Annotated in this window: 12 protein-coding genes; 11 read left to right on the forward strand and 1 reads right to left on the reverse strand. The window is 46.6% G+C overall.

Annotated elements, in window-relative coordinates:
• Window positions 1-111: 111 nt before the first annotated feature.
• From BM607_RS22050 to BM607_RS03500, 10 genes are all read left to right on the forward strand, one after another.
• Window positions 112-630 carry a DUF1983 domain-containing protein gene (locus BM607_RS22050; protein ID WP_283160775.1) on the forward strand — a complete coding sequence of 173 codons (519 nt, stop codon included), beginning with the start codon at window positions 112-114 and terminating at the stop codon, window positions 628-630.
• On the forward strand, window positions 627-1,733 hold the full coding sequence (locus tag BM607_RS03460) for a hypothetical protein (protein WP_071938880.1): 1,107 nt from the start codon (window positions 627-629) through the stop codon (window positions 1,731-1,733). The genes BM607_RS22050 and BM607_RS03460 overlap by 4 nt, the downstream gene beginning before the upstream one ends.
• A 320-nt stretch (window positions 1,734-2,053) precedes the next feature.
• A complete protein-coding gene (locus tag BM607_RS03465) occupies window positions 2,054-3,013 on the forward strand; it encodes a beta-ketoacyl-ACP synthase III (protein ID WP_071938879.1) in 960 nt (319 codons plus the stop codon).
• A gap of 62 nt (window positions 3,014-3,075) precedes the next feature.
• Entirely contained in the window at window positions 3,076-4,002 is a 927-nt protein-coding gene (gene fabD / locus BM607_RS03470; RefSeq protein ID WP_071938878.1) for an ACP S-malonyltransferase, read from the forward strand.
• A 9-nt stretch (window positions 4,003-4,011) separates the two neighbouring features.
• Window positions 4,012-4,758, forward strand: a complete 747-nt coding sequence (fabG, locus tag BM607_RS03475) for a 3-oxoacyl-ACP reductase FabG (protein WP_006081230.1) — start codon at window positions 4,012-4,014, stop codon at window positions 4,756-4,758.
• A 164-nt stretch (window positions 4,759-4,922) separates the two neighbouring features.
• Complete coding sequence (gene acpP, locus BM607_RS03480; protein ID WP_006081231.1) at window positions 4,923-5,156, forward strand: acyl carrier protein; 234 nt, start codon at window positions 4,923-4,925, stop codon at window positions 5,154-5,156.
• Between the two features lie 237 nt (window positions 5,157-5,393).
• Window positions 5,394-6,632 carry a beta-ketoacyl-ACP synthase II gene (gene fabF, locus BM607_RS03485; protein WP_011846537.1) on the forward strand — a complete coding sequence of 413 codons (1,239 nt, stop codon included), beginning with the start codon at window positions 5,394-5,396 and terminating at the stop codon, window positions 6,630-6,632.
• Between the two features lie 233 nt (window positions 6,633-6,865).
• A complete protein-coding gene (locus BM607_RS03490) occupies window positions 6,866-7,234 on the forward strand; it encodes a hypothetical protein (protein ID WP_071938877.1) in 369 nt (122 codons plus the stop codon).
• 118 nt (window positions 7,235-7,352) lie between these two features.
• On the forward strand, window positions 7,353-7,832 hold the full coding sequence (locus BM607_RS03495; protein ID WP_006087464.1) for an acyl-CoA thioesterase: 480 nt from the start codon (window positions 7,353-7,355) through the stop codon (window positions 7,830-7,832).
• Window positions 7,833-8,140: 308 nt separating this feature from the next.
• Window positions 8,141-9,016 carry an NAD(P)-dependent oxidoreductase gene (locus BM607_RS03500; RefSeq protein ID WP_006087463.1) on the forward strand — a complete coding sequence of 292 codons (876 nt, stop codon included), beginning with the start codon at window positions 8,141-8,143 and terminating at the stop codon, window positions 9,014-9,016.
• Window positions 9,017-9,229: 213 nt separating this feature from the next.
• Here the strand turns inward: BM607_RS03500 and BM607_RS03505 are convergent, their stop codons facing one another.
• Entirely contained in the window at window positions 9,230-10,078 is an 849-nt protein-coding gene (locus BM607_RS03505) for a D-hexose-6-phosphate mutarotase (RefSeq protein ID WP_006087462.1), read from the reverse strand.
• 246 nt (window positions 10,079-10,324) lie between these two features.
• On the opposite strand from BM607_RS03505, the gene BM607_RS03510 reads away from it, so the two are divergent.
• Window positions 10,325-12,115, forward strand: a complete 1,791-nt coding sequence (locus tag BM607_RS03510; RefSeq protein ID WP_071938876.1) for an acyl-CoA dehydrogenase C-terminal domain-containing protein — start codon at window positions 10,325-10,327, stop codon at window positions 12,113-12,115.
• Window positions 12,116-12,359 lie beyond the last annotated feature (244 nt).

A 12,359-nucleotide genomic window follows, 5' to 3' on the forward strand; every position in this document is an offset into this window, starting at 1 on the left:
GCTGCCCAAGCCGCCGCGAACGCAGCCCAACAAGGTGTTACCCAAAACGCTGCAGCGATTCAAACCGAGCAAACAGCGCGAGCCAATGCCGATAGCGCATTAGCAACACAGATCACCACTGTTCAGGCAACTGCAAACGGCGCATCAGCTGCAGTACAGCAAACATCAACTGCTCTTGCAGCGTTAGATGGCAAGCTGCAAGCCATGTACTCGGTAAAAGTAGGTGTCACCGCAGATGGTAAGTATTACGGTGCGGGTATGGCAATCGGCGTTGAGAACACGCCAGAAGGCATGCAATCGCAAGTGCTGTTTACTGCTGATCGGTTCGCAATCATTAACCAAATAGCTGGTACATCAACCATCACCACGCCATTTGCAGTGCAGGGTAGTCAAGTGTTTATCAACACTGCAATTATCGGTGATGGAACTATCACAAACGCAAAGATCGGCAGTTATATCCAATCAACAAACTATGTTGCAAACTCGATTGGCTGGAAGCTTGATAAAAATGGGCTTTTTGAGATAAATGGTTATCAAGCTGGACAAGGACGAATGAGAATTACCAATGAAAGAATCGATGTCTATGACGCAGCTGGCACACTTAAAATCAGACTTGGCAAACTTATATGAGTTATGGATTAGCGCTTTACGCTCAAGATAGAACCATAGATATCACCAGCGGATGGTATCCAATGGCATTTAAAGGAACAATTGAGTTTACAGTAAAATATCTATCTGCCGCAGATGTTGTACAAGACTTTGTCATACCAAATGGCTGCAGGCTTTTTATTCAGCCTGCTGGCGCTGCTGTCAGGCACACCTCTTATGTTAGCTTTGGTAGCACTGTTTACACGGGTTACATAGTTAGCAGTAAGTGCGACGGTGGAAGGGTAACGCTATCACAAAGCCTTTGGTACGGTGGCGCAGACTCCCCGCTAAATAACTCGGTCGTAAAATTTAATGTTTATGCGTATTACCCTGTTGCCAATGTTCCAGATAACTACGGGATCTTATTTGATGACGGCGGTGTCGCGGTGGCCTTATCAAATGCTAACCGTTTAAACGTAGAAAGATTTAAATACACAATTACCAATGCAGATAGAGAAATAGATGTTTCAACCGCGATTGCATCAACAGAACCGCCTCCAAGTGTTTATGTCAGCGATACTGGTTACAACGCCATGGCATCTTACGTTTATTCAAGTGGCGGATATTGGCGCGTTAAGTGTTTAAGAGCAGGAGGTTTGTATAATGTTGGCTCGACGTATAATGACGAACCGCCAAGATCTGGCACAGTTAAAATTATCGCCTTTGGTTCACCCTTGCAAACTCTTCCAAGCTGGGGTTTAGCGTTTTATGGTGACGATGGCGGCGTGGCATTCAGTTCAGCGAACCCACCAGAAATGCCAAGAGGCAATCTCATCTCACCTACGCCATTAGCAAATCCACCAGGCTCAGCTGGCTGGCATGCGATCGGTGATTCAAATCCGCAGCAATTCCCAAACTTCGCCACAAAAAAACCGATGTATCAGGCTAGATTGATTGGAGCAGCAAAGCTAAGTTTCACTCCATTCCCTGTCGGAATTTGGCTTAAGTCAGATGGGACTTTTACTTGCGGAGTGTTGACCAAAGGAGCTGGCAGCATGCCTGTTGGGGGGAGTGCATTTGGTTACTGGGGCGAATCTTCAGTTAACTCACCAATCCCTTACATACATGAAGATGATTATTTCTGACTTAAGTCACAATTACTCTTTGCTCATGAAAATATCACTTCAATTAATGTGATGTTGTCTGATTCTTAATGTAACTTTGCGATAAGACTGCATAGCAAAGCAGACCAGTTTTGCGGTATAAATTCTATTGTCAGCAGTTTTTTTATGTTACTTTGCGGCGATAAACATTAGTGCGTACAAATCTGGCTAACTTTTAGATGTGTACAAAACAGCGTACAAAATCAAGATTTATCGACATGGCTTAAGTTGAAATTAATAGCAAGTTCAACAGCATGTAAAGTAAATCAATTATTATAGATATAAATAACTGATCCCTCCTTATGCATACAAAAATTCTCGGAACTGGTAGTTATCTGCCAGTGCAGGTGCGTAGCAATCAAGATTTGGAAAAAATGGTGGAAACCACTGACCAATGGATTGTTGAACGTACAGGTATATCAGAACGTCGCATTGCGGCCTTCGATGAAACCGTTTCAACTATGGGCTACCAAGCGGCACTCAAAGCGCTGGAAATGGCTGGCATAGAAGCATCAGATTTAGACATGATCGTTTGCGGCACCACCAGTGCACCAAATGCTTTTCCGGCTGCGGCCTGTGAAATCCAAGCCATGCTTGGCGTGCATACCATTCCATCATTTGACATCGCTGCGGCTTGTTCAGGCTTTGTTTATGCTTTATCTGTTGCTGATCAATTTGTAAAAACGGGCGCGGCTAAAAAAGTCTTAGTGATTGGTGCCGATGTGCTGTCTCGCCTATGTGAGCCAGAAGATCGTTCAACGATTATTTTATTTGGTGATGGTGCGGGCGCCGTTGTGATTGGTGCATCTGAAACGCCAGGGATCATTTCTACCCACATTTATGCCGATGGTCGCCAAGGCGACTTATTGAAATGCGCTTTCCCACCACGCCAAGGCGAAACCTCTGAAGCGGTCGGTTTTATGACCATGAAAGGTAACGATGTCTTTAAAGTGGCAGTGACTCAATTGTCCCATGTTGTGACTGAGACGCTGCGCATCAACAATATCGATAAGTCAGAAATTGATTGGTTAGTGCCACATCAAGCTAACTTCCGTATTATCAATGCTACCGCCAAAAAGCTCGATATGAGTCTCGATAAAGTCGTATTGACCTTAGCTAAACACGGTAATACCTCAGCTGCATCTGTGCCCATCGCATTAGATGAAGCCGTGCGTGATGGCCGCATTCAGCGTGGACAACTACTGCTGCTTGAGGCCTTCGGTGCCGGTTTTGCGTGGGGCAGTGCGCTCATTCGCTTCTAAGTTCTACATGTGTTTTCCACATGATTTTTCAATAAATTAAGTTAGCCATAGGTAATTTGAATATGGAAAATGTTGCTTTTGTATTTCCAGGCCAAGGTTCACAAGCCCTAGGCATGTTAGCCGAGCTTGCCGAATCACACGCCGTTGTCGGGCAAACCTTTGCCGAAGCGAGTGACGTCTTAGGTTATGATTTGTGGGCATTGGTTCAGCAAGGTCCTGTTGAAAGCTTAAATGAAACCGATAAAACCCAACCAGCCCTATTAGCGGCGAGCGTGGCGATTTGGCGTGCCTATGTGGCTTCAGGCAAACCTATGCCAGCCATGGTGGCAGGTCACAGCTTAGGCGAGTATTCTGCTTTAGTGTGCGCCGGAGTCATGGATTTTAAAGACGCGATTAAGTTGGTGGAGTTACGCGGTCAACTGATGCAGCAAGCGGTTCCTGCTGGCACAGGCGCCATGTATGCCATTATCGGTTTAGATAACGAGGGTATCGCGAATGCTTGCGCCGAAGCGGCTCAAGGCGACGTGGTGAGCCCAGTTAACTTCAACAGCCCTGGTCAAGTCGTTATCGCGGGTCAAAAAGACGCGGTTGAGCGTGCAGCTGCGGCGTGTAAAGCAGCGGGCGCTAAAATGGCAGTTGCTTTACCTGTCAGCGTGCCATCACACTGCGCATTAATGAAACCAGCGGCGGATAAACTGGCCGTGGCATTAAACGATGTACAGTTTAATGCCCCAACGATTACTGTGATTAACAACGTTGATGTGGCATCACCAACGTCTGCTGATGACATTAAAGATGCATTAGTACGTCAGTTATATTGTCCTGTCCGCTGGAGCGAAACTGTTGAGCTAATGGCCCAAAAAGGCATTACCCAACTGGTGGAATGTGGTCCTGGTAAAGTATTGACAGGATTAGCAAAACGAATTAATAAATCACTATCAGCCCAAGCGGTTAATGATGTTGCTTCATTAGCAGCATTAACTGAGTAAGGAGTTTGTATGAGTTTCAACCTGAATTTAACAGGCAAAGTGGCTTTGGTGACCGGTGCGAGCCGCGGTATTGGCCGTGCGATCGCTGAGACACTGGTCGAAGCCGGTGCCGTTGTTATTGGAACCGCAACCAGTGAGAAGGGCGCTGCGGCGATCCAAGAATATCTGGGTGACAAAGGTTTTGGTTTAGTGCTTAATGTCACAGATAGTGAATCTGTTACACATTTATTCGCCTCGATCAAAGAAAAAGCCGGTGATGTTGATATTCTAGTCAACAACGCGGGTATAACCCGTGATAATCTGCTGATGCGGATGAAAGATGATGAATGGCAGGATATTATCGACACTAACCTGACATCGTTATTTAGACTATCAAAACCTGTGATGCGTACCATGATGAAAAAGCGCTTTGGCAGAATCATCAATATCGGTTCAGTAGTAGGTACCATGGGTAATGCAGGTCAAGTTAACTACTCGGCAGCAAAGGCGGGTTTGATTGGATTTACAAAATCTCTTGCAAGAGAGGTTGCATCTCGTCAAATTACAGTTAATGCTATCGCTCCTGGATTTATCCAGACCGATATGACAGATGAGCTGACCGAAGAGCAGCAAAAAGCTATCATGTCACAGGTTCCGATGGAACGATTAGGGCAAGCGCAAGAAATTGCCAATGCAGTGCTCTTCTTGGCCTCGGACTCAGCCGCTTACATCACAGGCGAAACTTTGCATGTGAATGGCGGCATGTACATGGTTTAAGGGCGAATGGCAGGGATTTCTGTCGCAACTGAGTAGTGATCTGTATCAATTGATAGTGAAATTTCGTGGTTAGACCACGAAAACTAAGCTTGCATTGTCAGCCAAATCTAATAAACTACTCGCAATCTTACGCAAGTGCGTAATTTGAATAGGAAAGAAAACTAATGAGCAACATCGAAGAACGTGTAAAGAAAATCATTGTAGAGCAACTGGGCGTTAAAGAAGAAGACGTTAAGCCAGCGGCATCTTTCGTTGACGATCTGGGTGCAGATTCTCTGGACACTGTTGAGTTGGTTATGGCTCTGGAAGAAGAGTTTGATACCGAGATCCCTGATGAAGAAGCTGAAAAGATCACTACTGTTCAAGCAGCGATCGACTACGTTTCTAAGAATCAGTAATTCTGAATTCTTGAAGACAGGCGGCATTTTTGCCGCCTGTTTTTGTTTTACCCCCGTCAAATTCTGCCCCCGTGCCATTCAATCGTCTCTGGATCCTGTTTTAATTGTTATCCACGAGATGCTCGCCGCAGATTGGCGAATTTTTCTAAATAAACGTTATTTAAGAAATTGTCTAATGATAGAAAACCTTGTTTTATCTATCAGAACTAACAAATTTAGCATTTAAAGGTGACTGCCGTGTCTAAACGTCGTGTAGTGGTAACCGGTTTGGGGTTAGTAACTCCAGTGGGCAATACTGTCGATACTACTTGGAAGGCTTTGCTTTCTGGTAAGAGTGGTATTGCACCGATAACCAAATTTGATGCCAGTGAATTTACCACTCGTTTCAGTGGTTCAGTAAAAGATTTCGATGTTGAGCAATACTTAACGAAAAAAGATGCCCGTAAGATGGACCTCTTTATTCAATATGGTATGGCGGCTGGCATTCAAGCTATCCAAGACTCAGGTCTGGACATGAGCAAAGAAAACCCTGGTCGTGTCGGTACTGCTATTGGTGCTGGTATGGGCGGTATGTGGTTGATTGAACAAAACCACAGCGCACTGATCAACGGCGGTCCGCGTAAGGTTTCTCCTTTCTTCGTTCCTAGTACCATTATCAATATGATTTCGGGTCACTTGTCGATCATGTTTGGCATGAAAGGGCCCAACTTTGCTGTGACGACTGCTTGTACTACGGGCGTGCACAATATCGGTTTTGCAGCGCGTACCATTGCCTATGGCGATGCCGACGTGATGGTTGCAGGCGGTGCTGAGGATGTCACTTCTCCTTTAGGCGTGGCAGGTTTTGGTGCTGCGAAAGCATTATCGACCCGCAATGACGATCCGACTGCGGCAAGTCGTCCATGGGATAAAGACCGTGATGGTTTTGTTATCGGTGATGGCGCAGGTGTGATGGTGATGGAAGAGTACGAACACGCTAAAGCGCGCGGTGCGACCATTTACGGCGAGTTAGTCGGTTTTGGTATGAGCGGTGATGCTTTCCACATGACATCGCCTCCAAGCGACGGTGCTGGCGCTGCTGCGGCTATGGTCAATGCCATTAATGACGCTAAGTTATCACTGGAGCAAATTGGTTATATCAATGCCCACGGTACGTCGACGCCTGCGGGTGATAAAGCAGAAGCGGCAGCGGTGAAGTCTGTATTTGGCGATCACGCCTATAAAGTACTGGTTAGCTCGACTAAATCGATGACGGGTCACCTCTTAGGTGCTGCAGGTGCAGTTGAAGCGATTTTCACCTTACTAGCACTGCGCGACCAAGCCGTACCGCCAACAATCAACTTGGATAATCCCGATGAAGGTTGTGATTTAGACTTTGTCGCCCACACTGCCCGTGACGTGAAGATGGATTACGCTCTATGTAATTCCTTCGGCTTTGGTGGGACTAACGGTTCATTACTGTTTAAGAAAGTGTAAAACACACATTGATAGTGTAAAAAAACAGTGAAAAAATGCGCCTGAGGGCGCATTTTTTATGGATAAAATCCATTGAGATTGTGAATTGAGTAGCATTATTTTACGCCTTTATTGTGATAAAAATCACTTTCTAACTACCTGATATCCATGACGTTAACCTTTGTTCATCAAGCTTGTTTAATTCTATTGGCCACAGATAATGACAGATATATTTAATCTTGATGGAGTGTGTCATGTTAAACCCTGCGGTGATCCCGCTTGTCCCCCTCATCGGCGCATTAACGGCCAATCTGACCGAATTGATCCGCGGTGAATTTAAAGTTTGGCATCCTAACATGGACATAGGGATCAAGACTTTTACCTTAGCAATAGCTGCTTACGTGGTCGTCTGGTTTGCCTTATTGGTGACGGCGATTAATGTCGGTGGCGACAGCAATATGTCCTCGGGTCTTGAAGTGCTGGGTTTCTTTACACTTGGCTTAGGTGTGTACACTTTTGCGAAGGGCACACGATTTGTCAGCAGCGCGCTACAGCTATGGCTTTACCGCTTAGCCCTGCCGAGTTTACTGCTTTGCTGCGTGCTTATTAGTCACTTTGGTTAAATCAAATTCTTTGGCGAGGCCAATCGTAATTATCTTTACGCTATTGGGGATTTCTATCGTAAACTCAGCTTATTGCACGAAGACATTGAGCCACAGTGGCTGAATAAGTTGAGGTTATATGGCTGGTATCGATAGACAAAGTACCCTGAGATTTTTGTCAGAGCCTGCGGATGTAAATTTTGGTGGTAAGGTCCACGGCGGCGCTGTGATGAAGTGGATCGATCTCGCGGCCTATGCCTGTGCAGCGGGTTGGAGTGGTAAATATTGTATTACTGCCTATGCGGGCGGGATTCGTTTTGTGCAACCCATTTTAGTGGGCAACATAGTCGAAGTCAGCGCTAAGGTGATTTATACGGGGAAAACTTCTATGCATATCGGTATCGATGTGCGGGCCGGCGATCCTAAAGTCTCTGAACGTCATCTCACTACCCACTGTATTGTGATCATGGTAGCTGTTGATGAACATGGTCAGCCTACGCCAGTGCCTGAGTGGATACCACAGACTGAACATGATATTCATTTGCGCGATTCTGCGCTGCGCTTGATGGAAATGCGTAAAAAGATTGGCGCCGAAATGGAAGCCCACGTGGTGAAATAGCCCCATAAATTAAATCAACAAAGGCGCTTAAGGCGCCTTTGTTGTCTCTGCCGAAAAGTGCGTTTGCCTGTCGGTCCGATTTCAATCTGACGCTGTGCAGGATGAGTGCTAAACTGCCGCCATTATTTTTCACTGCCTATTTCCCTAAATAAACATCCGTAATTGAATCCATAGATTGAAACACTTACTGGCACTTTATTAGTATTTGTTGTTGAGGTTTTAGCGGTAACATATTGGGCAGATGCAACACAACTCGATTCAGCAATTTCTACTTGATTCACCTTGTTTACCTATTTGAGGATCACTTCATGGCAAAAGTCGCATTTATTGGTTTAGGCGTAATGGGATATCCCATGGCGAGGCATTTATTGAAAAAAGGCCATGAGGTCACGGTTTACAATCGCACTTTTGCCAAGGCGCAAACTTGGGTCGACACCAATGGCGGACGCTGCTGCCCAACGCCAAAGGAAGCGGCTCTGGGTCAAGATATTGTGTTTACTTGCGTGGGCAATGATAACGATCTGCGTGAAGTGGTATTAGGGGGGGATGGCGTTATCCATGGCATGGAAAAGGGCGCTGTGCTGGTTGATCATACTACGGCTTCGGCCGATGTCGCCCGCGAGCTTCATCAAGTGTTAGCAGAAAAGGGCATTGATTTCCTCGATGCACCAGTCTCTGGCGGTCAAGCGGGCGCTGAAAATGGCGCCTTGACTGTGATGGTTGGTGGCGATGAAGCTGTGTTTGCCCGTGTTAAACCTGTGATTGAAGCCTTTGCCCGCTGCGCCGAGCGTTTAGGTGAGGTTGGTGCAGGTCAGTTAACTAAGATGGTGAACCAAATCTGTATCGCGGGTGTGGTGCAAGGTTTAGCTGAAGCATTACAGTTTGCGCGCAAGGCAGGACTCGATGGCGAGAAAGTCATTGAAGTGATTAGCAAAGGCGCGGCGCAAAGCTGGCAAATGGAAAATCGCTACAAGACGATGTGGGGCCAAAGCTATGATTTTGGTTTTGCCGTCGATTGGATGCGTAAAGACTTAGGCATCGCCTTAGAAGAAGCTCGACGCAATGGTTCACACTTGCCATTAACCGCGTTAGTCGATCAATTCTATTCAGAAGTACAGGGCATGGGCGGTAACCGTTGGGATACGTCTAGCCTGTTGGCGCGCCTAGAGAAATCGGCGAAATAAGCCTTACCTTAAGTTTCATCGTTATAAAAACTTAGGTCTTGTAGTGATAAACACTCTGGTTTCGAAGTGATAAAAACTTGGCTTTCGTAGTGATAAACACTCAGGTTTCGCACTGATAAAAATCCCCAGTCCCGATTGCGTTGGCAAATTGGACTGGGCATTTTTGTTTGTATCGTTTTTTGACTAGATATTTAGAACTAGGATATTAAATCGTTAGTCTTTCCAGCGAATATGCGTCACTAAACTATGGGTTTCACCTGGGGCAAGCACGACTTTATCTTCTAACACATTGGCCGCTTCTAGGCAGACCATGGTCAGATAATCCTCTGGATTAAACCGGCCAAGGCGTTGTGACTTTTCAATCCATGGATTCCATAATACGGCGGATTGGCTGTTATCGCGGCTGACTTCAATTATCCCCTGCGGCGTATGCAATAATTGCACAGGGCCGAGTTCGGTATAGACACGATCTGTCTCGCGATCAAAGCGCACTTCATCAGTGGTTTGTGGATAAGGCCCCTCGGCAAATTCGATGTATTTTGAGCCACTAAAACCGCTCGCTTTGAGTTGGTGGATATCCTCAATCGGGAAATAAGTGTGCAGCGCTTGGGTAAGCGTCACGGTTTCATCGCCTAAGTTGGTATTCACAAGACTGATACTCAGGGTGTCGCCTAGTGTGAATAACACGCTGACCTGAGTGTTATGCGGCCAATAAATTTTATCTTGCTCACTGATCTTTAAGCTAAAACGTAAATCAACTAACTGATTACGCATTTCTACCGATTCCAGCGCCCAAATGCGGGTGCGGGCGAAACCGTGTTGGGGGAAGTTTGCTTCACTACTCATGCCAAACCAAGGCCAGCATACAGGCACACCGCCACGGATCCCATTACCGGGTTGATAATCGTCCGCCGATGAAACCCACAGTAAAGGTGGTTTTCCTACGGGTTGAAAATAGTCTATTTGCGCGCCCTGCAAAAAAATTCTTGCCTGACATAACGCCGTATTCACTTCGACATAATCGAGCCCGTTGGCGTGCTTTTTAGTAGTGACAGAACCCATAGTAGCAATATCCTTAACTCTGCTGGCATATCAGAAAAACAGGCAGTTAGCTTACAAAGTTTTCCGCGATAACATAAGGCTTTGTTGCGATCAATTTACGGTTTCGCTGTTCGTTTGTGTAAACAAAAGTCTTTGCTGGCCGTTGGGGTGCTTTCTTTTTCGGCAAATTTAGCTAAAGTGGTCAGAGCACCAAAGTGGTCAGATCACTTAGTTGAGTTGCAGTCTAACAAGAAAAGGGAAGCGATTATGCCAGTCTATCAAGCGCCGCTGCGCGACTATCAATTTATCCTCAATGAAATGTTACATATTTATCAGCAAGATGCCCTCAAGGGGTTCGATGAAATCGATCCAGATCTTGTTGATGCGATCCTGCAAGGTATGGCCGACTTTAGTACTGAAGTCATGCTGCCGCTCAATAGTGTCGGCGATCTGCAAGGCTGTAAGTTGGTAGATGGCAAGGTGATTACCCCCGAAGGATTTGATAATGCCTATCGGCAGTTTGTTGATAATGGCTGGCCAACACTGACCTGCGATCCTGAATATGGCGGCCAAGGCCTGCCAAAAGTCGTGGGGATTTTTGCCACTGAGATACAAACGGCAACCAACATGGCCTTTGCCATGTATCCCGGTTTGACCCATGGCGCCTACGCCGCCATTCATGCCCACGGCAGTGATGCGCTTAAGCAAAAATATTTGAGTAAACTGGTCAGCGGGGAATGGACTGGGACCATGAATTTGACCGAGTCCCACGCCGGTACGGACTTAGCCTTATTACGCACCAAAGCCGTGCCAGTATCCGAAGGTGTTTTTGCTATCACTGGCGAGAAGATTTTTATCTCCTCAGGCGATCACCAACTCACCGACAACATAGTGCATCTCGTTTTAGCCCGCTTGCCGGATGCACCTGAAGGCGTGAAGGGTATATCCCTGTTTGCGGTACCTAAAGTATTAGTAAATAGCGATGGTAGCCTAGGCGCGCCGAACACTTTATATGCCAGTGGCCTTGAATATAAGATGGGCATTCACGGTAACTCCACCTGCGTGATGGTGTTTGAAGCTGCGCTAGGCGAGCTTGTTGGCGAGCCGCACCAAGGACTGCGCGCCATGTTTACTATGATGAACCAAGCGCGTTTAGGCGTGGGCGTGCAAGGGCTGGGTGTCTCTGAGATTGCCTATCAAAATGCGCTAGCCTATGCCAAAGACAGATTACAGAGCCGCGCCTTAAGCGGTGCCAAAGCACCCGAAAAAGCCGCCGATCCGATTTTGGTTCACGGCGATGTGCGCCGCATGTTGCTCTCGCAAAAAGCCTTTAATGAAGGCGCAAGAGCCTTAGTTGGACAACAAGCTTTGTGGCTCGATGAAGCTGAGCGCCATACAGATCCTGCCAAAGCGAAAGCGGCATCCCAGTTAGCGGCCCTGTTTACGCCCGTTGTGAAAGGTTTTATCACCAACCGTGGTTTTAATGCCTGTGTCGATGCGCAACAAGTATTTGGTGGACATGGTTATATCCATGAGTGGGGCATGGAGCAATTTGTGCGTGATAGCCGTATTGCGCTGATTTATGAAGGTACTAACGGCATTCAGGCGCTGGATTTAGTGGGGCGTAAGTTACTTAGCGACCGCGGCGCGGCGATGCAGCAATGGTCGGCTTTAGTGACTGAGTTCATTAAGTCGCATAGCACGAATGCGGCGATGCAACCCTATGTGAGTGGTTTAATGGATTGTGCAGGTGATTTGCAAAAGGCCAGTGGTTATTTAGCGACCCATGCTGCGACTAATCCTGACATTATTGGCGCAGCTTCAATGGCTTATTTGGAGTTATTTGGGGTGACGGCACTGGCGTGGATGTGGGCCAGAAGTGCCGCGGTGGCATTAGCGGCGCTGGAGCAGGGCACTGAAGAAACCGCGTTTTACCAAGCTAAATTGAAAACTGCTGATTTCTACATGGCTTACTGGGCGGTGCAAGGTCGCAGTCTGCGTAAACAAATCGAGCAGGCGAGTGAATTGCTCACACAATTGGATGAAGCAATCTTTTAAGCATTCACCTTATAGGCTGAGTCAAATCAGCTTAAGAACAGCTCAAGAGCCGCCAAAAACCAGCGCACTGTCGCTGGTTTTTATTTTTGTATAGTTTAAATCTTTAACTTGTTTTCATTCTTAGGTTCCACGCCAGTATTGAGCTCGATACTGTGAGTCTCTTGCTTGTCCCACATTAAAACTTCTATCTAAGGCCCGTGCGACTGACGCTCTTTTCGTTTTAGTCATAACCAAACACAACAAG

The organism is Shewanella sp. SACH (assembly GCF_001887095.2).
Lineage (GTDB): Bacteria > Pseudomonadota > Gammaproteobacteria > Enterobacterales > Shewanellaceae > Shewanella > Shewanella baltica.

Coding starts and splice junctions, on each gene's coding strand:
- fabD (WP_071938878.1), top strand. CDS start 3,076: ATGGAAAATGTTGCTTTTGTATTTCCAGGCCAAGGTTCACAAGCCCTA.
- BM607_RS03505 (WP_006087462.1), bottom strand. CDS start 10,078: ATGGGTTCTGTCACTACTAAAAAGCACGCCAACGGGCTCGATTATGTC.
- BM607_RS03465 (WP_071938879.1), top strand. CDS start 2,054: ATGCATACAAAAATTCTCGGAACTGGTAGTTATCTGCCAGTGCAGGTG.
- BM607_RS03510 (WP_071938876.1), top strand. CDS start 10,325: ATGCCAGTCTATCAAGCGCCGCTGCGCGACTATCAATTTATCCTCAAT.
- BM607_RS03490 (WP_071938877.1), top strand. CDS start 6,866: ATGTTAAACCCTGCGGTGATCCCGCTTGTCCCCCTCATCGGCGCATTA.
- BM607_RS03500 (WP_006087463.1), top strand. CDS start 8,141: ATGGCAAAAGTCGCATTTATTGGTTTAGGCGTAATGGGATATCCCATG.
- fabG (WP_006081230.1), top strand. CDS start 4,012: ATGAGTTTCAACCTGAATTTAACAGGCAAAGTGGCTTTGGTGACCGGT.
- BM607_RS03495 (WP_006087464.1), top strand. CDS start 7,353: ATGGCTGGTATCGATAGACAAAGTACCCTGAGATTTTTGTCAGAGCCT.
- BM607_RS03460 (WP_071938880.1), top strand. CDS start 627: ATGAGTTATGGATTAGCGCTTTACGCTCAAGATAGAACCATAGATATC.
- acpP (WP_006081231.1), top strand. CDS start 4,923: ATGAGCAACATCGAAGAACGTGTAAAGAAAATCATTGTAGAGCAACTG.